This is a genomic window from Flammeovirga pectinis (assembly GCF_003970675.1).
Taxonomy (GTDB): domain Bacteria; phylum Bacteroidota; class Bacteroidia; order Cytophagales; family Flammeovirgaceae; genus Flammeovirga; species Flammeovirga pectinis.
This window is the reverse complement of record NZ_CP034562.1, coordinates 1,446,959-1,472,334: the sequence shown is the minus strand read 5'-3', so window position 1 is coordinate 1,472,334 and position 25,376 is coordinate 1,446,959. Positions and strand designations below refer to the sequence as shown.

At 31.5% G+C, this 25,376-nt stretch carries 24 protein-coding genes; 12 read left to right on the top strand and 12 right to left on the bottom strand.

Annotation, left to right across the window (positions count from 1 at the left end):
- The first annotated feature begins 140 nt into the window (after positions 1 to 140).
- The 7 genes from EI427_RS05930 (at position 141) to EI427_RS05900 (ending at position 6,596) form a co-directional block, all read left to right on the top strand.
- Positions 141 to 623 carry a glutathione peroxidase gene (locus tag EI427_RS05930; protein WP_126612642.1) on the top strand — a complete coding sequence of 161 codons (483 nt, stop codon included), beginning with the start codon at positions 141 to 143 and terminating at the stop codon, positions 621 to 623.
- Positions 624 to 798: 175 nt separating this feature from the next.
- Positions 799 to 1,452, top strand: a complete 654-nt coding sequence (locus EI427_RS05925) for a hypothetical protein (RefSeq protein WP_126612640.1) — start codon at positions 799 to 801, stop codon at positions 1,450 to 1,452.
- A 3-nt stretch (positions 1,453 to 1,455) separates the two neighbouring features.
- Entirely contained in the window at positions 1,456 to 1,833 is a 378-nt protein-coding gene (locus tag EI427_RS05920) for a hypothetical protein (protein ID WP_126612638.1), read from the top strand.
- Positions 1,834 to 1,837: 4 nt separating this feature from the next.
- Positions 1,838 to 2,431 (top strand): hypothetical protein, encoded by a 594-nt coding sequence (locus EI427_RS05915; protein ID WP_126612636.1) that lies wholly within the window; start codon positions 1,838 to 1,840, stop codon positions 2,429 to 2,431.
- An 82-nt stretch (positions 2,432 to 2,513) separates the two neighbouring features.
- Positions 2,514 to 3,344: a hypothetical protein gene (locus EI427_RS05910; protein WP_126612634.1), complete on the top strand. Its 831-nt coding sequence runs from the start codon at positions 2,514 to 2,516 to the stop codon at positions 3,342 to 3,344.
- 54 nt (positions 3,345 to 3,398) lie between these two features.
- Positions 3,399 to 5,990 (top strand): leucine-rich repeat domain-containing protein, encoded by a 2,592-nt coding sequence (locus tag EI427_RS05905; RefSeq protein ID WP_126612632.1) that lies wholly within the window; start codon positions 3,399 to 3,401, stop codon positions 5,988 to 5,990.
- Between the two features lie 72 nt (positions 5,991 to 6,062).
- Entirely contained in the window at positions 6,063 to 6,596 is a 534-nt protein-coding gene (locus EI427_RS05900) for a hypothetical protein (RefSeq protein ID WP_126612630.1), read from the top strand.
- Positions 6,597 to 6,666: 70 nt separating this feature from the next.
- On the opposite strand, the gene EI427_RS05895 is transcribed toward EI427_RS05900, so the two are convergent.
- The 4 genes from EI427_RS05895 to EI427_RS05880 form a co-directional block, all read right to left on the bottom strand.
- Complete coding sequence (locus tag EI427_RS05895) at positions 6,667 to 7,461, bottom strand: GIN domain-containing protein (protein WP_170178404.1); 795 nt, start codon at positions 7,459 to 7,461, stop codon at positions 6,667 to 6,669.
- A 454-nt stretch (positions 7,462 to 7,915) separates the two neighbouring features.
- The gene (locus EI427_RS05890) at positions 7,916 to 9,076 is read right to left on the bottom strand and encodes a hypothetical protein (RefSeq protein WP_126612625.1); all 1,161 of its coding nucleotides are present in this window, start codon (positions 9,074 to 9,076) and stop codon (positions 7,916 to 7,918) included.
- A gap of 82 nt (positions 9,077 to 9,158) precedes the next feature.
- Positions 9,159 to 10,733, bottom strand: coding sequence for a BCCT family transporter (locus tag EI427_RS05885; protein WP_126612623.1), 1,575 nt, complete (start codon positions 10,731 to 10,733; stop codon positions 9,159 to 9,161).
- A gap of 378 nt (positions 10,734 to 11,111) precedes the next feature.
- Positions 11,112 to 12,974: a DUF349 domain-containing protein gene (locus EI427_RS05880; protein WP_126612621.1), complete on the bottom strand. Its 1,863-nt coding sequence runs from the start codon at positions 12,972 to 12,974 to the stop codon at positions 11,112 to 11,114.
- Between the two features lie 266 nt (positions 12,975 to 13,240).
- Here EI427_RS05880 and EI427_RS05875 point away from each other — a divergent pair, with 266 nt between their 5' ends.
- Both EI427_RS05875 and EI427_RS05870 read left to right on the top strand, forming a co-directional pair.
- Positions 13,241 to 14,461, top strand: coding sequence for an NADH-quinone oxidoreductase subunit D (locus tag EI427_RS05875; RefSeq protein ID WP_126612619.1), 1,221 nt, complete (start codon positions 13,241 to 13,243; stop codon positions 14,459 to 14,461).
- Between the two features lie 88 nt (positions 14,462 to 14,549).
- On the top strand, positions 14,550 to 15,740 hold the full coding sequence (locus EI427_RS05870; RefSeq protein ID WP_170178403.1) for a glycosyltransferase family 4 protein: 1,191 nt from the start codon (positions 14,550 to 14,552) through the stop codon (positions 15,738 to 15,740).
- Positions 15,741 to 15,744: 4 nt separating this feature from the next.
- On the opposite strand, the gene EI427_RS05865 is transcribed toward EI427_RS05870, so the two are convergent.
- Both EI427_RS05865 and EI427_RS05860 read right to left on the bottom strand, forming a co-directional pair.
- Positions 15,745 to 16,494, bottom strand: a complete 750-nt coding sequence (locus EI427_RS05865; RefSeq protein ID WP_126612615.1) for a potassium channel family protein — start codon at positions 16,492 to 16,494, stop codon at positions 15,745 to 15,747.
- Positions 16,495 to 18,300 (bottom strand): TrkH family potassium uptake protein, encoded by a 1,806-nt coding sequence (locus EI427_RS05860; RefSeq protein ID WP_126612613.1) that lies wholly within the window; start codon positions 18,298 to 18,300, stop codon positions 16,495 to 16,497.
- A gap of 124 nt (positions 18,301 to 18,424) precedes the next feature.
- On the opposite strand from EI427_RS05860, the gene EI427_RS05855 reads away from it, so the two are divergent.
- Positions 18,425 to 18,640: a hypothetical protein gene (locus EI427_RS05855; protein WP_126612610.1), complete on the top strand. Its 216-nt coding sequence runs from the start codon at positions 18,425 to 18,427 to the stop codon at positions 18,638 to 18,640.
- Here the strand turns inward: EI427_RS05855 and hemH are convergent.
- The 4 genes from hemH to ychF all read right to left on the bottom strand — a co-directional run bounded on the left by hemH (position 18,637) and on the right by ychF (position 23,041).
- Positions 18,637 to 19,683 carry a ferrochelatase gene (gene hemH, locus EI427_RS05850; protein ID WP_126612608.1) on the bottom strand — a complete coding sequence of 349 codons (1,047 nt, stop codon included), beginning with the start codon at positions 19,681 to 19,683 and terminating at the stop codon, positions 18,637 to 18,639. The genes EI427_RS05855 and hemH overlap by 4 nt on opposite strands.
- Positions 19,684 to 19,821: 138 nt before the next feature.
- Positions 19,822 to 21,024: a hybrid sensor histidine kinase/response regulator gene (locus EI427_RS05845; RefSeq protein WP_126612606.1), complete on the bottom strand. Its 1,203-nt coding sequence runs from the start codon at positions 21,022 to 21,024 to the stop codon at positions 19,822 to 19,824.
- A 91-nt stretch (positions 21,025 to 21,115) separates the two neighbouring features.
- Positions 21,116 to 21,877 carry a glycoside hydrolase family 25 protein gene (locus EI427_RS05840; RefSeq protein ID WP_126612604.1) on the bottom strand — a complete coding sequence of 254 codons (762 nt, stop codon included), beginning with the start codon at positions 21,875 to 21,877 and terminating at the stop codon, positions 21,116 to 21,118.
- Positions 21,878 to 21,940: 63 nt separating this feature from the next.
- The gene (gene ychF / locus EI427_RS05835; RefSeq protein ID WP_126612602.1) at positions 21,941 to 23,041 is read right to left on the bottom strand and encodes a redox-regulated ATPase YchF; all 1,101 of its coding nucleotides are present in this window, start codon (positions 23,039 to 23,041) and stop codon (positions 21,941 to 21,943) included.
- Between the two features lie 120 nt (positions 23,042 to 23,161).
- Between ychF and EI427_RS05830 the strand changes: the two genes are divergently transcribed.
- Entirely contained in the window at positions 23,162 to 23,947 is a 786-nt protein-coding gene (locus EI427_RS05830) for an O-methyltransferase (protein WP_126612600.1), read from the top strand.
- The gene (locus tag EI427_RS05825) at positions 23,940 to 24,332 is read left to right on the top strand and encodes a phosphoribosyl-AMP cyclohydrolase (protein ID WP_126612598.1); all 393 of its coding nucleotides are present in this window, start codon (positions 23,940 to 23,942) and stop codon (positions 24,330 to 24,332) included. Before EI427_RS05830 ends, EI427_RS05825 begins: the two co-directional genes overlap by 8 nt.
- On the opposite strand, the gene EI427_RS05820 is transcribed toward EI427_RS05825, so the two are convergent.
- Both EI427_RS05820 and EI427_RS05815 read right to left on the bottom strand, forming a co-directional pair.
- Complete coding sequence (locus EI427_RS05820) at positions 24,333 to 25,049, bottom strand: hypothetical protein (protein ID WP_126612596.1); 717 nt, start codon at positions 25,047 to 25,049, stop codon at positions 24,333 to 24,335. It lies immediately after the preceding gene.
- 2 nt (positions 25,050 to 25,051) lie between these two features.
- Positions 25,052 to 25,336, bottom strand: a complete 285-nt coding sequence (locus EI427_RS05815; protein ID WP_126612594.1) for a hypothetical protein — start codon at positions 25,334 to 25,336, stop codon at positions 25,052 to 25,054.
- Positions 25,337 to 25,376 lie beyond the last annotated feature (40 nt).

Sequence of the window (25,376 nt, the reverse complement as noted above, 5' to 3'; positions counted from 1 at the left end):
CGAAAAAACGTTTAGATTGTATATTAAATAGTTGATACACATTAAGAATAATATTAAAATTATTAAATGATTGATTATTCACTTTTATGTTGTCATATTTGATATAAAATTTTAAAACATAATATTAAGTTAATTATACAATGAGCGCACAATTCTACTCTTACTCTGCACTAACTTCTGCAGGTAACGAATTATCAATGGATGATTTTGAAGGCAAAGTAATTTTAGTAGTTAATACAGCAACACAATGCGGATTAACTCCTCAATTTAAAGGGCTTGAAGAATTATACATAAAATATAAAGATAAAGGGTTTGTAATTTTAGGTTTTCCATGTAATCAGTTTGCTAACCAAGAACCATTAAGTAATGAAGAAATGGCATCTTCTTGCGAATTAAATTTTGGTGTCACTTTCCCTCTTTTTCAGAAAGTTGATGTAAATGGTAGTAATGCACACCCTATATTTAAATATTTAAAAGATGCATTACCTGGTACATTTTTTAATGGTATCAAATGGAACTTTACTAAGTTTTTGATTGGTAAAGATGGCAATCCTATTGAAAGGTTCGCACCGACTACTACTCCAGATAAAATTGAAAAGGACGTTATAAAAGCACTCGCTTAATACACCAACCATAATTTGATTCTTGTAGAAAGAAATAAAGTACTATTATCGACATAATCTTATTTTTTTGTAAATGAGTCGTAATAATACCATCTTCTCTGCAAGAATCATTTTTTTTTGATGAATATACCATAAATTGAAAAAAATTTTAATTGGATATATTTAAACGTCAAAAATGAACAAATCATCAATTTTTACAGTCTTGCTAATGGCTTTAGTGATGTCAGTTACTTTCACTGGTTGTAAAAGCCAAAAGAAATTAGCTGCTGAACAAGCTCAACAAGAATTACTAGCAAAAACTCAAAAAGCTCAGGCAGACCTACAAGCTATGGTAGGGAAAGAATATACTTCTTTAGAAGAATTATCTGCAGATGAGGCAAGATTAAACGAGATTAAATCTTACAATTTATCGGATGCTGAAGTTCAAGATTTAGTGGCAAAAGCTGAAACTAATCTTGCTACACAACGTCAAGCTTTAGAAGCTAAATTAGCTGCTGAACAAAAGGCAAAGGAAACAGCAGAACAAGAAAAAGTACAAGAAGCTCAAAAAAGAGACATCTATTATTTATTAGATAATATCACAGGGTCTGGCTCTTCTCAAGAAGCTAACCTTATGATTACAGAAGCATTAGCTTTATTTGCTTCTCCTGATGTTCCTGTTTTAATTGAAGTATATAATGACGGTGATATTGTTGATTATGACAAGCCTACAACTGCTCAAAAATACCTTGATTATTTAAAGGATGTAAAACGTAATCCTGATCAAATTAAAGAATTTAAAAAAGATAGTAACGGTAAGATTACTGAACTAATTCTTAAGAAAAGATAATTAATGAAATCCTATAAACTCTTCGTTCTTTTTACTTTCTTTTTATCATTTGGTAGTCAAATTGGAACTTACGCACAAACAGAAAAAGAAGATTTGGCATTAAAACTTAATGGCCTTATTAAAGCTTTATCTGATAGAAAAACACCTCCTGTTGAGGTGGGAAGATTAATTGATTACGCTTCTACATTCTTTACTAATTCTGCTAAAATAGAGGTTGATTATATCAATCCTACTATAGAAAGTAATGAATACAAACCCCGAAAATACTTTTTTAGAATAAGTAAAATGGGTGAAAATATGATAATTATTGATCCTGAAAATATTTGGGGGTTAGATAAAAAAGGACGAATTACAGGATTAACAGTAACTGAAAATTATTGATATAATGAAAACAGCAAAATATTTAAGTGTTTTATTCTTGTGCTTGATTGGTCTTCAAGTATTTGCTCAAGATACTACAAAAGAGGAGCCTCCAATGCCTCCTGCAAGAAAAGCAGCAATAGACTCTTTGGCTTTAGAAAAAGTACATGATTTAAGTAAATATATCAGTAAAATTGGTGATAAAGAAACATCATTTTCTGAAGCAAATAGAGTTATTGAAAGAGCTTTAGAGCTTTTTGTTGAAGATGCTCAAATGGGTGTTTCAACATTAGGTAAAAAACAAATTAAATACTTCGGTATCCGTAAGTATTTAGAGAGATTAAATAAATTAAACTACAAATCTGTAAATATAGATTGGTTTGATATTCAGTACATTTCTGATTTAGAAAAACAACCTGATGGTAGATACGTTGGTGTAATCACTGTTTATCAAAAATTTACAGGTGTAACAGAAGACGGTTTAGTATATAAAGATGTTACCAAAAAGGATATCACTATTTATGTTGAACGCAAAACAACACAAATTGGTGGTAGAGAAATTGGTTTCTGGGATGTCCTTTTAGGTGATATCAGAGTTTCTGAAACGAAAAAAGGTTAATTTATATAACACATAAAAGCTTGATTGGTATGTTATTATCTCTTTATGATAAACATATCAATCAAGCTTTATTTATTATTTGATGAAGAAAATAGTATTTACGCTGTTAATTTTTTGTTGTGGAATCTCACTTTCGCAAGCACAACAAACAATAGGCAATTATAAAGGAGATGAATCTAAACTGTATGCAGAAACCAAACAGTTTACACAATTTATCAAGCGTTTTAATAACGAAGAAGATCGTAATGGTCAACCCTACTCAACAGGCTCTTACAAATACCGGGAAAATAATTACCGTAAAAAATATCTAGAAATTCTTTTTGATGGCGAGAATACTAATATCTCTAAGCAAATGAAAAAGAATTTTATTGACGAGATTACTGATAAAAAAACTCCCCAATATATAGAAAAGCACCAAGGGGGCTATTTTGCAGAAGTATCTACGAGGTTTCTATATAAAGGAAAAAACACAGATGTTACCTTATATATGCAATTGGAACAGGATAGTTTAGGCTACAAATGGTCTATTTCTGATGTTTATTCAAAACAGTTACAAGGCTTATTTGAGAATAACAATCCTAAAAAGAACTTCCTCCACCCTATGAGCCACGAAATTGACTTTATGAATTTACATAGAGCTTTTGGCGACAAAGATGAAATTGAAGATTATGCTTATAAAGGGCATGAAATAGATTATATAAGTATCCTTTTCTATTTATTAAAAACAGAAGATTTAAAATTTGTAACCGTTACAAATGTTAGATTTCATATTTTCCAAATTGAAAATTGGTACTTCACTGTAGAAAAATTTGAAAGGGATTCTTATAATTCTGGATGGCTTATCTCCTCACTAATGCCTTTAAAACCAGAAGATATTGAAACCATGCGAAGATACGTGCTACACAAAAAATAGTCGTTATCTTTGCCTACTATAAAATTGATTCAAACTAGATTAAAATATATCAAGATGCGCAATTTGTATCTATATACACTTATTTCAATTCTTTATTTAGGGCTAACATCAACTGTTATTGCTCAAAACGAAGAAAATGAATTACCAGCAGAAAAACTTCAGGAATACAAAGAAGACTCAAAAGATTTAGTCATGTATTTTGAAGGTATGCTGAATGATATTGCTGGAGATGATTATACCAATCAAGAAAAGGGTATAATGATTAACAATACTTACTTAAAAGTATTCCAGTCCGACAAAACACAAATTGAAGATGATTTAGATCCAAACCGTCAGGTAGTTTCTAATAAAGATATTCAAGCCTACCTTAAAGATGTAGATTTCTTCTTTAAGGAAGCTAATTTTGAGTTTATCATCGAAAATATTGCTCACAACGTCACGAACGATGGTCAGTTGTACTTTACAGTAACCATGACAAGAAAATTAAATGGAATTACTGTAATGGGTGATACTATTGAAAATTCTATGGAACGTTATGTTGAAATTAACCTCAATCAAGAGTTACAAGAATTAAAAATTGCATCTATTTATACCACAAAATTAAGTCAGAAAGAAGATATGGCTTTATGGTGGAATAAACTTGATGATACTTGGAGAAATATTGCTAGTAATAACATTACATTAAAGAATGATATACCTATGAATGAGGTTTTATCAATTATTGATTCTGTAATGATTACTAAAAATGATAGTACAATTGCTTTAGATGAAAGTATTTATAAACATATTGAAGGCTTCTTAAAAAGTACTGAGCTAGACGTATCACTTAACCCTGAAGTTGTAGACTTGAGTCCGCTAAGTAAATTACGTAATCTAGAAGATTTAAATATTTCTGGCACTGGTGTTAACGACCTCTCTCCTATACGTACATTGACGAATCTTCAAGTTTTACGTTGTGAGATGACTGGTATTAATTCTTTAGCTCCTCTGTTATATTGTACTAATATGCAGATGTTAATGATTAACGATACCCAAATTGAAGACATAAGCATTCTTGAAAACTTTTCTGAATTAGAAGAGTTGTATTGTTTTAATACTACTGTTAGTGATATTACGTCTTTAGATGGATTAAGTAATTTAAAAGTTATATGGGCTAATGATACCCAAATTGAGGCAATAGATGCTCTTAATAATGCGAAGAAATTACGTTCTCTAGATTTATCAAATACTAAAATTAGTTCTTTAGATGCCTTAATGGGATTAGGTGAATTGGAACAACTTACAATTGATAATACTTCGATCGACGACCTTTCTCCATTATCCACTACAGTTAGCCTTAAAACACTTTCTGCAGACAATACTCAAATCAATAAATTATCAGCTTTAGCCAAACTAGAAAACCTAGAAAGAGTTTATTGCGATAATACTGGAATTAATACAAGTATTGCACAATCATTCATGCGTAAAAAGCCATCAACATTGGTAATTTACGGTTCTGAACAATTACAGACTTGGTGGGAAGGACTTTCTCAACAATGGAAAGATATTTTACTTGCAGAAGCTAAACTATCTGGATCACCAGACAAAGAACAATTACAACAGATTGCAAATATTAAGCAGGTTGATATTCATACTTCTAACGGTATACAAACCCTAGAGCCTCTAAGTTTCTTAGTTAACTTGGAAAGACTGAATGCAGCAAATACTGGGATCACAACTTTAGAACCTCTTAAAAACTGCCCTAATTTGTCAACTTTAAATGTGCAAGGAACAAACGTTTCTAATATTGATGTTCTTGGTGTTTTAAAAGCACTAAGAAAAGTAGATTTAAATGGAACAAAAGTGTCAGACCTTTCTGCATTAAGTACCTCTACAACGCTTACTAAAATAGATATTTCTAATTCTTTAGTTAGTTCTATCACTCCTTTACAAAGCATTACTTCTATTAAAACAATAGAAGCAGACCATACAAAGTGTAGTGAAGCTGGTATAATTCAATTCTCTAGAAAGTCTAACGCACTTATTATCTTTAGAACTGATAAATTAACGGCTTGGTGGAATGGACTTAATAGTGATTGGAAATCTATTTTTGATGCTCAAGTTAAAGGTGATATACCTACTAAATTTGAATTACATCAAATAAACACAATTACAGAAATTGACTTAAGTAACCATAAATCAATACGTGATTTATCACCACTAACCGTGCTTTATAAGTTAAAGAAACTAGATATCTCGTTTTCTAGAATCAATACAATTTCTGCTGTAAGTCAAATGTCATCACTAGTTAGTTTCTCTTGTGATAATACACCGGTATCAGATATTACACCTTTAGCCTCGTTAAATGGTTTAACATCTCTCAATATATCGAACACATTGGTTACCAAACTAGATGCCTTAAATAGCTTAACTAACCTTGAAAGGTTAAAAGTATCTGGTATAGTTAAAGTGAAAAACATATCGTACTGTGCAAACATGAAAAATCTTATCGCTTTTGAATGTTACAACACGAGTGTAAACAATTTAAAGCCATTAATTGGGTTGTCTAATTTAAAAACATTGAAGTGTTACAAGACAAAATTATCTATTAAAAAGGTAAATGCATTTAAAAGTAGCATGCCAAATGTTACTGTAGACTTTTATTAATAGATTAAAAACATATAAAAAAGCTCTCATCTAGTATCTTTACTTTAGATGGGAGCTTTTTAATTTATAGCTATGGAAATTCAGAAATTTAAGCAAGAAGAAATTGAAACATTACTCTCTCTTAAGGGAGCAGTAATTAATGATGTAGTTTATCACGTATGGAGTAATAATACCAACGAGGATGAGGAATACCAATGTCTTGATTGGTTAGAATTACGTTTTGAAGATAAATCTCGTCTTACTTTTACGGCAGGAGAAGAAAGTGATGGTATCAAGATTGTAATTTTTGATATTATTGAAGAACGAAAAAAACTACTTGAGCAATTTCAAGGTAAAATTGATATCAAAAGTTTTAGAGTAATAAAAATGGATATTTGGGCAGATGTAATTAATGAAAAAATTACGGAGGTAAAACTGACTAAAATAAAAGAAGATTTTTATGCTAATGATGAAATGATAATTTCTTTTGAAAACGACAATCAACTTAAAATTAGTTTATCTCATGAAGATGGGCTGAGTGTAGATGTTTTTGAAGACGAGCCTCCTGTAATTAATTCTTTAGAGAATTATCCAGATGAAGATAGTGATAGAAAAAGTTATATGTAAAATATAAAAAAAGCCTAAGTAAATAGAGTTAAAATCTACTTACTTAGGCTTTTTGATTTAAGTATATTCCTTAGTTAGAAATAGGTCTAACTGATGCTCCACCAGAAACATCTTCGTTAACTGTAACAGTAAGGTTTTGTACATATTCAATAACGCCACTTCCAGATGCAGTTGCATTCAATACTTTCGTACAATTTACTTTAATATGTGATGCCCCAGAAGCATTTATATCAGCATTTTCTGTAACTAATTCTTCCGAACTAACATTACCAGACTCTGTTACTTCTGCATCATATTCTTTAGCAACACCTTTTAGTTCCAATGTAGTAGCTCCAGACGCTTCAATATCAAGATCTTTAATAACTGTCCATTCATCGAATACTACACTACCACTATTTTTTACGGAAATTTCAATTTCATTTGTATAACGAGTAATTTTCTCTGCTTCTAAAGAACTATTCCCTTCAATATCAAGGTCAAGATCACCTGTAGAAGATAAAAGATCTACTAATTTCACTGTAACATCACCACTAATATCACAGCTTTGAAAATCAGGAGTTTTAATATTGATTTCTAATGGATTATTATAGAAATCATTTGCTACGTTTTCTGCTAATTTGATTTCCCAAACAGCAGAAGCATCATCTGTAATATCTAATGATAAAGCGTTTAAAATATCTTGATCAGCATCAATCAAAACTTGTTGTTGATCTCCATATTCAACAGTTACGTTACATCTTAAAGATCCAGCTTTAATACCTTTAAAGGTTTGTAATGGAATTGAACTACCGTTAGTTTCAACTGTTTCTTTATTACATGAGAAAATAGTTACTAATAGTAACAAAGAGTAAATAAAAATTTTCATTTTAATTATTTCGTTAGGTTTAAATTGAAACGCAAAGTGTTCTTTATAAATCACACAAAAGGTGACCACCATCACCTTTTTAACATTATTTAGAAAACGATATCTAAAGGTAGTTACACTAAGACACCTTTAATTTTAAAAATTACTAGTCCAAAAATGTATAGCATCAACTATATTATCACTTTAAGAACCATCCATAAAAGATAGTTTTGAGTGTATTAATATTTGATTAATTACATTATATCTCGTTCACAATATATACGAAACTAGATGCAAAAAATAGCGTTAAGTAATATATAAGTTAGGAAAAACATTCAGTATTACACTGAATTAAAAATATAAAGATTAAGAGTAATAGTTAGTTTTTGGGTTATGAAAAAGAGTTAGAAGTATCTTCTAACTCTTTTTTTTTGTGTATTTTTTTATCAAATGTTCTACTACAGAGATTGAGTTTCTAGAAGTAGAAGCCAAAATTGATATTAAATCTCATAAACCATTCTGCATCCATAGTTCCGTAAGCAAGTGCATCATTCCACACAGGTCCTAACCAAGGTTGATCTTTACCAAAAGCGGCATCCATATAGATGTAAACCATACCTGCTGAAATCATACAACCTGTTACATTTTGATAAGAATCATAAAACTCTTCTTCGGTTTTATCAAGCATACCAAAATCATTATAAAAGAGTAAACTAGAAATAGGTCCCCATTCTACAGGTTGGTCATAACTTACGCCTAATGTATAAGTCGCTCCTTCTGCAGCAACTAAATAAGGTGCTCCATATGCTGTCATGGCAACAACATCTGTTCTCTCTCCATCTGGTGCATTTGGAGATTTTTTATAATAAGATAATTGTGCTTTAAGATTCCAACGTTTATAATCTACATCGTAATGTAATGCTCCGGCATAATGATTACCCATATCTTCAGTGTCTAAGTTGTATAGACCACCAAACATACCAGAAACGCCTAATTGATGTTTGACTTTATCACCAAACTTTCTGATAACCCGTGCATTTAGTTGATTCACTTCTTTATTTCGATATTGTAATGTACCATCACCACTTTCATCAATAGATCCAATATCGTATCCATAACGGCTATTTGATACATCTGTACTACTTCCAAATTGTAATTCTTCAGCATTCTTAAAAAAGGCAACAGCAATATCCCATTTATCATTATCATGAATATATTTTACACCCATATCATGATCATCTTCTAAACCAACGTAATAGTTGATACTAAAAAACCAGTTATGAGAGTTGTATCCTTTGTTACCGAAGGGCACTTGAGTTAAACCAAGTTGAATTTCATCACTTTCAGAAAATTTATAACCCATCCAACCTTGCTTAAGCATAGCTCCGCCAAATGCGTCAGAATACCATCTAAATTCTGCATTTAATGTAATTCCTTTATAAGCTGCCGTTGGGTTAATTCTAAAAACATCATAACCAAAGTCTCCACCTCTTTTTTGTTGCCCTTCTTTCCAATTAGAATAATTATAATTGAAACGCAAAGCCCCATCAATAGATACTTCGGGTTTGTCTTGTGCGATGATTGATTGATGAAATAATAATAAAATGACAGTTAAGACGAGTAGGTTTTTATTCATATCCTTATGAATTTTTTGTATAAAAGAGAGTTAGATAAAAGAAAAGCCATCAAACTTTAAATTTGATGGCTTTGGAAAGTTATTATTCAGATAACTTTTTTGTTGGTTTTTTCGGAGCGTACTCTTCTTCGTAATAATCACGAAGTGCTTTATAGAAACTAAAACACATTACAATGATAATTAAAGCAAAAGGTAAGCCTGTTAATATTGATGCCGTTTGTAAGGCTGTTAAACCTCCTCCAATTAATAGTACTCCAGCAATTAACCCTTCCATTGATGCCCAAAATATTTTTTGGTATGTTGGTGCATCATGTCTTCCTCCAGAAGTTAATGTATCAACTACAAAAGATCCTGAATCTGAAGATGTAACAAAGAAAGATGTTACTAAGATTATTGTTAAAATTGAAGCAAATGTTGTAAACGGATATTGCTCTAATAAATAATATATTGCCGTAGAGACATTCTTGTTTACAGCTTCTGTAATTGCATGATTTCCAATCAATTCTTGGTACAATGCACTACCTCCAAATATTGTTAACCACAAAAATGTAAGTAAAGCAGGTATAATTAATACACCTAAAATAAACTCTTTAACAGTTCTACCTTTAGAGATTCTAGCAATAAAGATACCTACAAATGGAGACCATGAAATCCACCATGCCCAATAGAATACCGTCCAGGAATTTTGCCAATTCTTCTCCTGTCCAACTCCTTTATAAGAGTTTGTCCAGAAACTTAATTCAAAAAATTCATAGAAGTAGTAACCTACATTTTGAACGAATGATTTTAATAAGAATAATGTTGGTCCAATGATTAACATTAAAACCATTAAACTTAAAGCAAGTCTCATGTTCCACTCACTCAACATTCTTATACCTTTATCCAACCCTAAAACAAGAGACAATGTAGCCAAACCTGTGATAATTACTATCAGGGTTAGTTCAACTGTATTACTTGTAGGAATATTAAATAAATACGTTAGACCAGAATTTATTTGCTGAACTCCAAACCCAAGTGATGTAGCTAGACCAAATAACGTAGCGATTACAGAAATTGTATCAATGATATCGCCTAATACTCCGTAAATTTTATTTCCAAATAATGGGAAGAAGATAGAACGGATAGTAAGCGGCAACTTTAAATTAAAAGTAAAGAAAGCTAATGCTAACCCTACAACAGCATATAATGCCCAAGCGTGAACACCCCAATGTAGAAATGTAATACCCATTGCATATTCTGCAGCCTGAGCTGCATCACCTCCAGCAGCTATAAAAGGATTACTTTTAAAATGGTTTATAGGCTCAGCTACACTCCAAAATAATAATCCAATTCCCATACCTGCACTAAAAAGCATAGAAAACCATGCTGTTGTAGTAAACTCAGGTTTAGCATCTTTACCTCCTATTCGTATTTTTCCAAATTTACTAAAACCAAGAAATATTGCATAAATAAGTACACAATTAACTAACAGAATAAATAACCATCCTACATTGTTAGCAACTGTATTTTGAGTTTCTTTAAACCAGGCTTCCATGGGTTCCCCAACAACCAAAGTTGTTATTACCAAGGTAGCAATAACTAAAATTGATGTAATAGACACAGGTCCATTTGCTTTAAAACCCATAAAAGTTCTTTCGTCACTCCTAATTCTACTCATATTGATTGTTTCGAGAGCTTAACATAACTCTCAATGTGAAATACTAGAGGCAATAACCGAACGGTTGTATTTAAGGTTCGTCCTTAATAGATAGAAAGGCTTTGAGGTGTTATAACCTACATGTTTATGGTATTAAATCTCATAGTAATTTAAGGCCAATAACTTCTCTAGTACATAAAAATATTTTGATCTCTATAAAAATAGCAAAACACGGGTCTGATTCCTAAAGTTGTTAACTTTATTAAGAAAATAACAATTTAATCAAATTCTTATTTCAATATATGTATTTCACATTAAAACAAAAATTTGTAGTGCATAAAAAAAAAGCCATCATAGAATAGTTCTACGATGGCTTTTTATATCTCAAAAAAAACAATTCTAGTTATCCAATGATTGAATAACTTTTAATTGATCTTTCAATTTTACTACTTCAACTTTAGCATCATCAATTTTTACATTATACTCTTCTAACAACTTGTTTGCCGTTTTAGAGTTTGCAAAGAATGCTAAGTTATTTTGCCATAAAGCAATATCATCTTCTAAGTTTTTAACCTTAGTTCTAATATTTTGCTCTTGGTTACGGAATCTATTTCCACCACCAGGAATATGGTTAAATACAGCTGCTAATGCTTGTAATTTACCTTTTTCGTCTAAATCAGTTGCTGTTTCTACAAATGCTTCGATAGCAGCAACAAATTTATCAACAATTGCATCTTTTTCTTTTCTTGGTACAAAACCAATTTCAAAGAATGCAGAAGATTTTTCTTCAATAATAGCTTGATCAAATGCTGTTTTATCAGCAGTTAATTTTGATATCTCAAGGCAAATTTCTTCTTTCTTTTTCAAGTTTTCTAAAAATTCCTTGTTGTCTTCGTTACGTTTGTTACGTTTTCTATCAAAGAAAGCATCACAAGCTGCTTTAAATTCAGCATAAACTGAATCTCTAAACTTCTCAGGAACTGGCCCAATGCTCTTCCATTGTTTCTGTAAAGAAATTAATGCATCAGAAGATCCGTTCCAATCTGTACTTTCTTTATGCTCTTCTGCCTTTTTAACCAATGCATTCTTCTTTTCTAAGTTTATAGCTCTTTCTGCTTCTAAAACTTCGAAGAATTTATTTTTGTTAGCAAAGAATTGCTTAAAGTTTGCCCAGAATTGTTTGTTAATTCCATTAGCTACTTCTCTTGGAACAGGACCTACTGTCTCCCATTCTTTCTGAACAGCTAATAATTTTTTAGTTTCTTCATTCCATTCTTTAATACGATCTGTATTGAAAGAAGAGAAAGGTTCAACTTTTAAACACAATGCTTGCTTTAATTTCATGTTAGCATCTAACACAATTTTAAATTCTTCAGCGTGCTTTCTTTTTATATCATAAATCTTATCAGAAATTTCTTTGAAGCTATTCCAGATATTGTCTTTTTCCTCTTTAGGAACCGGACCAATACTTCTAAATTCTTCATGAAGAGCATTAAGGTGCTGTACAGCCTCAGTAATATTCTCCATTTCTATAAGTTTTTCAGCTCTCTCAATTAAAGAACGTTTCGCTTTTAGATTGTGCTGTCTATCTAATTCTTTTAATTCGAATTCGATACTCATCTGATCATAAAAACGGTCAAGCAACGCACCATAAGTTTTGTAGATTTCTTCAGCGAATTGTTGTGGTACAGCTCCTGTAGCTTTCCATTCTTTCTGAAGTTCTTTAACTTTGGTCATTACGCCCATGTCGTCAGTGTTTTCAATTAACTCTTTGACTTGAGCGATAATAGAACGTTTCTTCTTTAAATTATCATCACGCATTTTTTGCATTTGCTCAAAATGTTGACGACGATCTGTTCTAATTGTACGGAATGCCTCGTAGAAATCTTTTACTTCTGAATCCGTATATTCAAAACCTTCTACATCTCCATTATCAGCTTTAAATTGCTCTTTTGCTGCTGATTCTTCTGCAATTCTAATAGGATCAAAAGATTCTTTGATTTTTTTAGAAATACGTTCTGCTTTAACAACGTCAGTATTACCTACTAATTTCTGAATTTCTTTTAGTAATTCAGTTTTAGAAAGACCCGAAAAATCTTGGTCTTCTTGTAATTCTTCTTCGATTGTTGCTTTTGCGTCATCATCACCAAAATCTGCTACATCGTCCATGTCAGCTACATCATCAAGTTGCGATGCTGTATTTTCTGTTACATTAGATTCTTGTAACTCATTAGTTTGATTTTCGTCTTGTGGAGTACCCATCTTAAAAAACGGTTAAAAGTGCGTCAATAATTACAACTGACCATCTCGCTAAAAAATGAGATGGACCATAAGCATTAATTTACTTCTCTGCTTAAGAGAAATTTTCAGTGACAAAAATAGACTAAAATTTACATCTCTAATAACTATTCTGCATATTTGGGAGGTTTTTTGACTTTAATTTTTTAATCTTAATAGCTCGTTCCCTATTTTCTTGAATAATTGATATAAAACTGTCAATTTTGGGAAATCGAAGTACAAACAACTTTATGGAAAAAAGACAAATTCAATATCAGTTTGAAGATACTCATTTAAAGAACTCTTCTGAGAATTTCTATGACCCTTCTAAATTAAAAACGGAAGAGATGGTACTAAACCTTGGTCCCCATCACCCTTCTACACACGGTGTACTTCGGTTAGAAGTGTTAACTGATGGAGAATATGTTGTTGAATTAACTCCGCATCTCGGTTATCTTCATCGTTGTTTTGAAAAACATGCTGAAAATTTAAATTTTCAACAAATCATTCCTTACGTAGATCGTATGGACTATATGGCGGCAATTAATTCTGAACATGCATTTGCAATGGGTGTTGAGAAAATGATGGGAATATCTGAGAAAATACCTAAGCGCGTTGAATATATTCGTGTTTTGGTTGCTGAGTTAAATAGATTGGCGTCTCATTTTGTTGCCATTGGTACTTATGGTTTAGATATAGGTGCAACTACTCCATTTTTATGGATGATGCGTGACAGAGAGCATATCTTAAGACTTTTAGAATGGATTTCAGGAGCTAGAATGCTCTATAATTATATTTGGGTGGGTGGTTTATATTACGATCTTCCTGTTGGTTTTGAAGAAAGATGTACTGAGTTTATTACCTACTTTGAGCCTAAATTAAAAGAGCTTAAAGAATTAGTAATGGACAATAAGATCTTTATTGAAAGAACTGCAAATGTTGGTGTTCTTCCATTAGATCTTGCTATTGATTATGGTACTTCAGGTCCTGTTTTAAGAGGGTCTGGATTAGCGCATGATTTAAGAAGAGTTGACGGTTATTCAGTTTATCCAGAACTTGATTTTAATATCCCTATAGGTGAAGGTAAAATGGGTACTGTTGGTGATTGTTGGGACAGAACTAACGTACGTGTAGAAGAATGTTGGGAATCTCTAAAGATTATGAAACAATGTTTAGCACAATTAACTACAGATCACAAAAGAGATAGAACTTTTGACCCACAAGCATTAGTACCTAAAAAAATTAGACCTAAGGCTATGGATTTTTACAGTAGAGCAGAAAATCCTAAAGGAGAACTTGGCTTTTTCTTTAGAACAAATGGAAAATCTGATATTCCTGAACGTGTTAAAGCTAGAGCTTGTTCTTTCTGTAATTTATCTGTTTTAGAAGAAATTTCTAAAGGTGTTCTTTTATCTGATTTAATTGCTATTATTGGATCTATTGATGTTGTAATGGGAGAAGTTGACCGTTAGGTTTTGTGAGTGAAGAATTAATGATTTTAAAATCAAATAACAGAAATAAAATAGACGGTACTTTAGAAAGCGGTTCAAAACTGAAAATTTGTATCATCACACATTGTTATCCCCAGATTTTGGAGCGGCACCTCATCAATATGAGCATATGGCTTTAAAATTTAAGGAAATGGGACATGATGTGCACATTTTCACATCTCATCCTTACTACCCTACTGGTAAATTAACTACTTCAGATTGGTTTAAGTTTAAACACAATACGTACATCAACTCAATTCCTGTAAAAAGACATTGGTTAATTCCATCTCAGAAGAATAACCCTCTTTTAAGGTTGATTAGTATGTTTACAATGTTTATTTCAATGTTTACATCGTTATCCTTTTTAAAGGAAAAAAAGTTTGATACAGTTATTGTGCAAACACCTCCTATTAGTTTACCGCTACTTGGTGTTATTGCAAAGAAAAGGTTTGGTATAAAATTAATTCTCAATGTTTCTGATTTATGGCCTGAAGCTATGGTCAATTTAAAGAGTATTAAGCGTGATTCTTTTGCTTATAGAATATTACACAAACTCGAAAAATATTACTATAAAAATGCTGATATGATTCTTACTCAATCAGAAGAGTCTAAAGAATATATTAACAGTATTGGGTTTAATACTTCTATGGTATATAGAATTGGGGCAGATTTAAAACGTTTTACACCTTCTGAAATTAAAAGTAACTCTTCTACCTCATTTAACCTTGTCTATATGGGAGTTTTAGGAGTTGCTCATGGTATTTTAGATTTAATCAAAGAAGTTGATTTTGAATCGATAAATACAATATTACATATTTATGGAAATGGTGTAGAGTACACTCAAATAGATAGATATATAAAAGCAAAAAAGTTAAGTAATGTGGTTTTACATTCTACTGTACCATACACCGAAGTTCACAATATATTAGGTAAACATGATGCTGCAATTATCTCCCAGAAAAATTATGTAAAAGGAACGCTCCCTGCTAAACTCTACGAAAGTATGAGTATGGGTATTCCTATTTTATTTCATGGGGATGGCGAAGGGGCCGACATTGTAAAAAAACACACTTGTGGTTTAACTTCTCTGCCTACCAATTACTCTTTACTCAAAGAGAACATCAAACGGTTAAGCAAGAATAGTATTGATAGAGAAAAAATGGGTAAAAATGGAAGAACTGCTTGCCTTCAGTTTTATGACAGAGACAAACAGTTCCAAATTTTAGAAGATCAACTTCAAAAATTATATTCTAATTGCTAATTTCTTACTCCTTAACAACTAAATCTGTTACACCTTTCAATCTATCTTTACCACCTGCAATAACCAATGTATGATTCTTACAGAGAGTTACATCTCTAAAGTCTTGTATATATACTTTTTCATCAGCCAGTTCTTCACCTCTATCATCAAATTTCCCAGTAGGAATTAATTCTTTAAGGCAGATTACAGATACATGAAATTGATCTCGGAAACGTAATTTACGAACACTTTCTCCTAAAAATTCCTTAGGTATTCTCATCTCACAGATAAATACACCTGGAGCAACTTCATCCATTGCTTTCACAGATTTATTTATCAATTCTAAAGCAAATCGTTTCCCTTCTTGTTTTTCTGGGAATATCACTCTAGAAATATCCATTTTGTTTAAAACCTTTGCGTGCATATCTCTAGTAGCACGAGCATAAATCTCTTCAACGCCAAGCTCTTTCAAAGCTTCGATAGTTAATAATTTTGTCTCAAAGTTTTTACCATGAGAAAGAATTATTGTATCTGTACTTTTAATGTGCTTTTTAAGGGCTAAAGGATTTGTAGTATCTGTTTCATAAAGGTATTCAAATCCCATTTCGCGCAAACGCTTTAATGTAATTAGACCATCTCTAGTATCTTTAGAATTATCATAATCGTTATGAAGAATTATCAATAAATCTTCATTATTGTTTCTTAGAGATTTGGCTACTTCGATACCAAATGCACCCATTCCAATTAAAACAAACCTTTTATTAATCTTTTTCATCTAACCTACTAATATTTGTGCTTCTGGATAACGGTATTTAAAGTTGTCGTTATTTTCACCTAACAATGAAACTAAAGTAAACAATCCGATTTTACCACTAAACATTACAAATGATATTAAAAACTTGCCTAAAACAGACAACTCTCCTGTTATTCCTCTTGATAAACCTGCAGTACCCAATGCGGAAAAATACTCAAATAAAATATCTTCTGGAGGTACTCCTGCCTCTGAAATTGTCAGAATAAAAAGAGAAATAAAAGAAAGCATTATAGACATCATAAATACAATAATTGCTCTACGGATACTCGCTTCTTTTATCGTATTCCAACCAACATGTACATGATCATTCCCTCTAATTTGAGCGAAAAAATATTTAAGAAGAACATACACTGTTGTTACTTTTACTCCTCCAGCAGTTGAGTTTGGTGCTCCACCTATGTACATTAATAAAATCATCATCATGACAGTGGCCACTGATAAATCGCCAATTTCTACAACAGAAAAACCAGCTGTACGGCATGTTACACTCGTAAATAAAGTTTGTAATAAACCATCTGAGAATGATTTCTCATTCCAATATGAAATATCTGTAAGGTAGATCCCTATTGTTCCTACAACAATTAAAACTGCAGTCCCTTGTAAAGATAACCTAGATTGTAATGACAAATGACGTTGAAATTTCTTTTTCCTTCTTAAAACCTCATGGTATGTTCTAAAACCAAGGCCTCCAATTATAATAAGTAACATTATTATTGAACCTGAGAACCAATCTACTGCTAAACGTTCATCTTGTAATCCATCATGGAAATTAGAAAAACCAGCATTACAAAAAGCTGATATTGAATGGAATATTGATTTAAAAATCAAATCATCTAATAGAAGGTCTAAATCGCTCCAAGCAAAGAACAAACACACTGCTCCTATTAATTCTACTATAACAGTAATGTGAACAATTCGTTTTAATATTAAGGCTGATGAACTTATACTTTCAGATTCCATCATATCTTGGATAACAAATTCTTCTTTTGTCTTTACTCCTTTCTGTATTGCTAATGCGATAAAAGTAGTTAATGATACTACTCCTAACCCACCAATCTGAAAAAGAAACATTAAAATTAGTTGTCCTTTAAAGGTTAATACCTCCGCAATATTAAAGGGAGCAAGACCCGTAACACATACAGCTGACATCGCTGTAAACCATGCATCTACCCAACTAATTGGTTGAGTTGTTGCCTCTGGTAATTTTAATAAAATCGTTCCTAAAACTACAATTATTAGCAAAGAACCTATAATCATTGTTGTACTATTTGCTGTAAAAAACAGCCAATACGATCTATTATTAGCCAACGAGACCAAACTCGCTATAATCATAGTAACCTGAACACTAATAATATATGCTTCCCATCCTAATTTGTGATAAACAGGATGATCGTAATTATGGAGAATAAATAGCCTATAATATAAAATTCCTAGAATCATGGACAAGAAAATAATATCCATAAAGTGTTCTTTTGTAAACACTTTCTCTTTGACAAGCAATAATTTGAGAATAATTAAGAATGCATAAAACGTTACAATCCACCTATCGTATTTAATCCAACTAATTACTTCTAATTCTGAAAGATTAAAGCCTTGCGTATATACTAAAGAAATAAATGCTGATGCACCGATAATTAATTCGAAGAAAGGGAGGTTTTTATCTAACTTATTTTTGAGTTTTCTTATCCACTCTTCTCTTTCAGATATTATTGTTTTATGGGTACGTAAAATAAATTTTAAAAATTTATATTTCGTATGGTCTGACATTTTTTATTTTTCTAATAATGTTAATAAACTGTCGAAGTTATTAATATAGTTGTCTAAGGTAAACAGAAAGTTCTGATTTCCGTAATGTTATTAGGTTTACATTTCACTTAAATTTCAAATTATTATGAAACAATTTTTAATTTCTATTGAAGACGATAAAAACGCTAATCTTGTTAAAGAACTTTTAAAAGACCTTTCTTTTATTAAAAGTATTAATGAAATAAAATCCTCAGCAACTTCCAATTCGAAAGAAATTACTGAGGATACTTTAAAGTCTCATATACTAGCTTTTAAAACTGGGCATAAGGAACTTAATATTAATATAGAATTAAAAGATTAAGCATCTAATTCAGGAACATGAGCTTCATTGCCTTTAACTAGATCTTCTAAACATTTAATCCACATAGGATGATCGTTTAAACTTTCTACTAATTGCCAATGTTCACCTCCGTTTTCTTCAAAAATCTCTTTATATTCTTCACCTACTTCAACTGTCGTTTCTAAACAATCTGAGACAAAAGCTGGAGAAAATGCCAATACGCTTTTCTTTCCACTTTTAGCCAAATCAATAATAGTATCTTCAGTATAGGGTTGAATCCAAGGGTCTTTACCAAGTCTTGATTGAAAGCAAATACTATAATCAGTATCTTTTAAACCTAATTCTTTTGCAATTAAGTCTGCAGTTTCAAAACAAGCCGAACGGTAACAGAATGTATTTCTAGGGTAAGCTTTCCTTACACATCCATTCTCACCTCTTAGTTTACAACAAGAATCTATACCTGCCTTAAGAATTTGACGTTCTGGTAAACCATGGAAACTGAATATTACATGGTCGAACTTTTCTGCACGCAAGTATTTATTTCCAATATCTGCAAAGGTCTTGATGTATAATGGATGTCTATGGTAATGTTGTACAAAACTTACGTCTGGTACAATTTGCCACCCTTTAACCAGTTCCATTACTTTTTGTGTTACAGAACCCGTAGTTGCAGATGCATATTGAGGAAACAAAGGTACCACAACAATTTCTGTTACAGCATTTCGCTTTAGTTCCATTAATGCACTCTTAAGAGTTGGGTTTTGATATCGCATACCCAAAGCTACATGATATCCTTCTCCTAATTTATCTTGTAACAATCTTTGGCTCTCTAAACCATAATAAAGTAAAGGTGAACCATTCTCTGTCCATACTTTTTTATATTCAGCGGCTGATTTAGGTCCTCTAAAAGGAGCAATAATTAAATTTACCAAAGGCCATCTTTTGTAGAAAGGTATATCAATTACCCTTTCATCCATCAAAAATTCTCTAAGGTATTTTCTAACATCTCCTGTATTAGGGCTATCAGGAGTTCCAAGATTAACGAGTAATACGCCTTTTTTCATCTTTATATTTTTTCTTCTGCTTTAAAAACAGATAGAATATTAATTTGTTCAAAACTTTATAAAAAACTAAATCTTTACCTACTATGTTTTCATAATTGATAAAGATTTAATTTTTCATTGAGAAATTGAATTCATTCTTTAGGCCTCAACCTTCTTAAATTCAATTATAAAATCTGCACCCTCTCCTTCAACAGATTCACACCAAACTCTACCGTTCATATCTTCTACCATCTTTTTAACAATAGATAAACCTAAACCAGTACTGTGTTCTCCACCAGTTGGGCGAGCAGATAATTTTTGGAATCTTCCAAATAATTTTTTCTTATCGTTTTCGTTTAATCCAGGACCATGATCTTTCACATGTATTTGCAGCGTTGTCTCTTCTTCCTGTAAGAAAACTTTAACTATAGAATTGTTATTTGAGAATTTAATTGCATTAGAAATCAAATTCTGTAAAATCTGTCCAAAATAAGTTTCGTCTACAGCTGCATAAAGTTTTTCTTTCACATCTAAATCAAATGTGATATTTTTCTTCTTAGCAGTAAGTTCAAAACGTTCTACACTATCTTTTACAGCTCTTGATATATCTCTAGGTATAATATTTAAATTCGATGCTTTAGAATCTAAGGCATTTAAATCTAATATTTGTGTAATCAATTCTTCTTGCTTATTGATTGACGTCTGAATCATAGTGATATATTCTTTCTGTTCAGAAGAAAATGTATCCATATCAAATTTCATCAATTCAATTAACCCTCCAATTTGACTTAGAGGGCTTTTTAAATCGTGAGCAACAATACCAATTAAATGATTTTTTTCACCATCAAGTTCAATTAACTCTTCGTTCTGAACCTGAAGTGCCTTCGTTCTACTTTTTACTTTTTCTTCAAGATGCTCATTTGCTTCTTGTAAAGATGAGAATAGACGTCTGTTTTCTACTTTTAGATTAAACGCTTCAATGGCATTGTCAATTGTCACCATTAATTCGTCTCTATTCCAAGGCTTAGTAATATATCTATATACTTCACCTTTACTAATCGCATTGATAATATCTTGCACATCACTGTAACCAGTAAGTACAATCCTCATTATATCTGGATATAACTTTCTTACCTCCTCAAACAACTCAACACCTGTCATTTTAGGCATTCGCTGATCAGAGATAACAACACTAATATTATTATGTTCTTCCTTTAGGATTTCCAAAGCTTCGTCACCACTATTTGCGATCAACACTTTGTAGACTTTCCTAAAACCCGCTCTAAAAGAGACTAAGTTTTGTTGTTCATCATCTACATATAGTACAGTGGGCTTATCTTTTTTAACTTGAACACTATCCATCAATATATATTTGTATTTCTTTTTTTGTCAAATAATTGTATGCGAAAATACGAAGTAAATAGATGTAAATCGAATTTAAACATACTTTTTTTTACTTCATTTTACCAATTTGAGGTAATGATTTTGGCGTTGTCTTATTTAATGGCTCTAAATTGTATTTACCTTGAATACACATTCGTTTTAAATCACTCAATGTTCCATCAAATACATTTAAGTCTACTTCACCTTTAATTCCTTTTACACTACCATTATCCGTGTATTGCCAAAATATCCATTTTTTTGATTTATCCGACAATGTTGGATCAGTAAAAGAACTATAAGCTGCTATCCAAACTGGGTATTTCTTAAAAGCCTCTCTACCATATAAATAATCTTCGTAAAAAGACTTATTTGTATAGATAATTGGGGTTATTTTATACTGATTTTCTATTAGGTTTAACCACACTTTCGCCCTTTCTCTCACAACACCAATTGATTTACCCTCTGTAGTTTCTAAATCTAAAACAGGCGGTAAATCACCTGGTTTTAACTTAACATGTCGCACAAACCAATTGGCTTGATTAACAGGATCTTTATCAGCTCTAAAAAAGTGATACGCTCCTCTTATTAAATTTGACTTGGCTGCATTTTTCCAATTTTCATCAAATTGTTTATCCTTTAAAAAATGGCTTTCAGATGCTTTCATAAATACAAAAGAGAAACCATCGTTCACTACTTTATTAAAATTGATATCCTCTTGATAATAAGACACATCAATACCATGAACAGCGTATCCTATCTTCTTTCGTATTGATACTGAACAAATTATTACTACTATCAGTAAGACGATTATAAATAGGAAACCCTTTTTCACATTAAAACAGTAATCCCACTACTTTATAAAAAATAGTGGGACTCTTTTGTATTTTATCTATAATTATACGTTGAAACGGAAGTGCATTACATCACCGTCCTCTACAACATACTCTTTACCTTCTACAGAAAGTTTACCAGCTTCTTTACAAGCTAATTCTGATTTATATGTTACATAATCCGCATAATGGATTACTTCTGCACGTATAAATCCTTTCTCAAAATCTGTATGAATAACACCTGCAGCTTGAGGAGCCCTCCATCCTTTATGGATTGTCCATGCTCTCACTTCTTTTTCACCTGCAGTAAAGTAAGTTACTAAATCAAGAAGTTTGTAAGATGCACGAATTAAAAGATCTAAACCAGACTCTTTTAAGCCATATTCATCTAAGAACATTTCTTTTTCCTCCTCATCATCTAAAGATGATATTTGCTCTTCAATTGAAGCACAAACTTTAATAAGTTCAGCATTCTCTGAGTCGGCAATTTCTCTCATACGCTTAACAAGGTCATTATCCGTATGGATACTCTCCTCGTCTACGTTTGCTAGATAGATAACAGGCTTACCAGTTAATAACATTAAGTCAGCAACTTCTGCCAATTCATCTTCAGTAGCATCAATAGATCTAGCATTTTCACCAGATTCTAAATGTGCCTTGAATTTTTCTAAAGCAGCAACAGTCTTTTTCGCCTCAGCGTTTCCTGTTTTAGCCATTTTAGTATTTTTCAGCAATTTCTTATCCACTGACTCCAAGTCTTTCAACTGAAGTTCCATATCAATTACTGATTTATCTTCTTCAGGATCTACTTGTCCAGCAACGTGAATAATGTTTGGATCGTCGAAACATCTAACTACGTGAATGATTGCATCAACCTCACGAATATTTGCTAAGAATTTATTTCCTAAACCTTCACCTTTACTTGCACCTTTCACCAAACCTGCAATATCCATGATTTCGATTACAGTCGGCAAAGATTTTTGCGGTTTAACAAGTTCTTCCAAGACCTTCATTCTAGGGTCAGGAACTATTACAACACCTACGTTAGGGTCGATTGTACAGAAAGGAAAGTTAGCTGATTCAGCATTTTCTGCACTTGTTAAAGCATTAAAAAGAGTTGACTTACCAACATTTGGTAATCCAACGATTCCACATTTCAATCCCATTGATATAAATATTCTTATTTCAGAAGACTAATTCTTTCTACATATTTGCAATAAATATTGCATTAAATCCGCGCAAAGATAATCTAAAGTGCGGAATAATGAACTATAACATACAGGTATATGCAAGTTTTAGACTTTATAAAGTATAAATTTCAAGCAGGTAATGCACATGGGCTTCACTCCCCTTTTGTTTATGACCTTTATACTCAAGCAATTGAGCCCAATAAGAAATATTATATTTTTGATAAAATAGAAGAGAAAAGGCAACAATTATTAGGAAACAGTACTAAAATCAAAGTTACTGATTTAGGAGCTGGCTCAAGAAAAAATAATTTCGAAAGTCGCTCTATAAAAAATATTGCAAAAACATCGCTTTGTTCGGAACGAACTGGAGCTTTTCTTTTTGAATTAATTTCGAGGTATAAATATAAAAATATACTAGAACTAGGTACCTCTCTTGGTATCTCTACTTTATATTTAAGTACTTCTGCAAAGGATATTAATACCGTAACTATTGAAGGTTGTCAAAGCATATCAATAGAAGCTCAAACTATTTTTAAAGATTTTCCAGACACTAATATTACTCCTTTAACAGGCGATATTAATGATTTACTTGAAAGTGCCATCAAAAAATTACCCCAATTGGATGTTGTTTATTTCGATGCCAATCATAAATTTGAACCAACAATAGATTATTATGAGCGCTGTAAGAAATTTGCAAACGAGAATACACTTTTCATATTTGACGACATCTATTGGTCTAAAGAAATGAAAAAAGCATGGCTTAAAATAATTAAAGATGATGCAATTGGGATCTCAGTTGACTTATTTCATATAGGTCTTTGCTTTTTTAGAAAGAAACAGCCTAAACAACATTTCAAACTACAATACGAAACTCATGAATAAAAAAATATTAGAAGAAGGGAATTCTATTGAAATTCAATTTGACAAAAGAGGTGGTCTTGTTCCTGTTATAGTACAGGATGTAGATTCTATGGAGATTGTTATGCAAGGTTGGTGCAATAAATTAGCCCTTGAGACTACATTAGAGCTAGGTAAAGCTACTTTCTGGAGTACTTCTAGAAATGAATTATGGACCAAAGGAATGACTTCTGGTGACTACCTAGAAATTGTAGAAATATTAACGGATTGTGATCAAGATTCTCTTTTGTATAAAGTGAAAATGGTTGGTAGTGGAGCCTGTCATACTAAAAATGCTAGCGGAACAGCTCGTAAATCTTGCTTTTATAGAAAAATTGAAAATGATCAATTAAAAAATATGGATAAATAATTACTTCTTAATTTTTGAATAAGCTAGAGGTATAAAACAATTAAAATTAATCGACATTGCATTATCATTTCCCTTTACAGTTCCAAAGTCTGATACATTATCTAGATAATCTGTGAAGGGATTTGCAAATGTACAGCTTACTCCTACTCCAAAGTTATTTTTTAAGTAATATGTAGCTCCAAATCTAGTTGGCATAGAAAAAGCAAAATTAGAATACACCTCGTTTTCGTTCCTAGTTTCATAGATTCCATTTCTATTATCAGAAATATTATCAATCAATTCTTCCCCGTTTTCATCTAAAGGATTATAATAAAATAGCCCAATACCCTGAGCGATATACAATTTAAAATTCTTTTTGTTGATGATATTATACATCACAGACAAACTTGTATTCAAAGTATGAGATTGAAAATAATCGTTAGGAAATGGTTCTGTAAGTGGGGGTATATAATCTGCACCTCTTAATTTCTGCCCTTGTAAATACAAATAGCTAAGGTCAAAACGCAAGTCGAACCTTTTCTTCTTATTAAAGACAATTCCTAAATTTGCTCCCCCATTCACTTTAGAATAATTAGGTGATAAATCTCCCCTATAAGAACCTAGAGCCCCACCTATAATGAGTGTTCTTTTTGGTTTCGGCATTACATCTTGTCCAAAAAGATTTGTTGTTCCTACTACTAAAATTGTTAAGAGTATATATTTAATTTTTTTAAGCATCTTCAGTGTTTTTTTGCCCATTCCACATAATTCATAATAGGCTCATCCTTTAATATAAGCTCTAAAGTATTGAAATTTCTTCCTAATTCTTTTTCAGAATACGTTTTATGAATATGACTATGACATTTTCTACAAATATCGATCCCTCTCGTCCTCATATCTTCAAGTGTAAATTTCTTTTTAAACCACTTATTTCTATGTGTACTTTTAGGAATTAAATGATGAAAAGTGAGTAATGATTTTTTATAACATAATTCACACGCTCCTTCTTTCTGTTCTCTTTTCATTATTCGCAGATTTTTTAGAATGAGTATGATAATTATATGA

What these genes read in the sequence shown, in the direction of transcription:
- EI427_RS05875 (WP_126612619.1), top strand. Translation starts at nt 13,241, where the DNA reads ATGGAAAAAAGACAAATTCAATATCAGTTTGAAGATACTCATTTAAAG.
- EI427_RS05815 (WP_126612594.1), bottom strand. Translation starts at nt 25,336, where the DNA reads ATGAAAAGAGAACAGAAAGAAGGAGCGTGTGAATTATGTTATAAAAAA.
- EI427_RS05890 (WP_126612625.1), bottom strand. Translation starts at nt 9,076, where the DNA reads ATGAATAAAAACCTACTCGTCTTAACTGTCATTTTATTATTATTTCAT.
- EI427_RS05910 (WP_126612634.1), top strand. Translation starts at nt 2,514, where the DNA reads ATGAAGAAAATAGTATTTACGCTGTTAATTTTTTGTTGTGGAATCTCA.
- hemH (WP_126612608.1), bottom strand. Translation starts at nt 19,683, where the DNA reads ATGAAAAAAGGCGTATTACTCGTTAATCTTGGAACTCCTGATAGCCCT.
- ychF (WP_126612602.1), bottom strand. Translation starts at nt 23,041, where the DNA reads ATGGGATTGAAATGTGGAATCGTTGGATTACCAAATGTTGGTAAGTCA.
- EI427_RS05865 (WP_126612615.1), bottom strand. Translation starts at nt 16,494, where the DNA reads ATGAAAAAGATTAATAAAAGGTTTGTTTTAATTGGAATGGGTGCATTT.
- EI427_RS05860 (WP_126612613.1), bottom strand. Translation starts at nt 18,300, where the DNA reads ATGTCAGACCATACGAAATATAAATTTTTAAAATTTATTTTACGTACC.
- EI427_RS05920 (WP_126612638.1), top strand. Translation starts at nt 1,456, where the DNA reads ATGAAATCCTATAAACTCTTCGTTCTTTTTACTTTCTTTTTATCATTT.
- EI427_RS05885 (WP_126612623.1), bottom strand. Translation starts at nt 10,733, where the DNA reads ATGAGTAGAATTAGGAGTGACGAAAGAACTTTTATGGGTTTTAAAGCA.
- EI427_RS05895 (WP_170178404.1), bottom strand. Translation starts at nt 7,461, where the DNA reads ATGAAAATTTTTATTTACTCTTTGTTACTATTAGTAACTATTTTCTCA.
- EI427_RS05905 (WP_126612632.1), top strand. Translation starts at nt 3,399, where the DNA reads ATGCGCAATTTGTATCTATATACACTTATTTCAATTCTTTATTTAGGG.
- EI427_RS05820 (WP_126612596.1), bottom strand. Translation starts at nt 25,049, where the DNA reads ATGCTTAAAAAAATTAAATATATACTCTTAACAATTTTAGTAGTAGGA.
- EI427_RS05830 (WP_126612600.1), top strand. Translation starts at nt 23,162, where the DNA reads ATGCAAGTTTTAGACTTTATAAAGTATAAATTTCAAGCAGGTAATGCA.
- EI427_RS05930 (WP_126612642.1), top strand. Translation starts at nt 141, where the DNA reads ATGAGCGCACAATTCTACTCTTACTCTGCACTAACTTCTGCAGGTAAC.
- EI427_RS05900 (WP_126612630.1), top strand. Translation starts at nt 6,063, where the DNA reads ATGGAAATTCAGAAATTTAAGCAAGAAGAAATTGAAACATTACTCTCT.
- EI427_RS05915 (WP_126612636.1), top strand. Translation starts at nt 1,838, where the DNA reads ATGAAAACAGCAAAATATTTAAGTGTTTTATTCTTGTGCTTGATTGGT.
- EI427_RS05855 (WP_126612610.1), top strand. Translation starts at nt 18,425, where the DNA reads ATGAAACAATTTTTAATTTCTATTGAAGACGATAAAAACGCTAATCTT.
- EI427_RS05845 (WP_126612606.1), bottom strand. Translation starts at nt 21,024, where the DNA reads ATGGATAGTGTTCAAGTTAAAAAAGATAAGCCCACTGTACTATATGTA.
- EI427_RS05925 (WP_126612640.1), top strand. Translation starts at nt 799, where the DNA reads ATGAACAAATCATCAATTTTTACAGTCTTGCTAATGGCTTTAGTGATG.
- EI427_RS05880 (WP_126612621.1), bottom strand. Translation starts at nt 12,974, where the DNA reads ATGGGTACTCCACAAGACGAAAATCAAACTAATGAGTTACAAGAATCT.
- EI427_RS05825 (WP_126612598.1), top strand. Translation starts at nt 23,940, where the DNA reads ATGAATAAAAAAATATTAGAAGAAGGGAATTCTATTGAAATTCAATTT.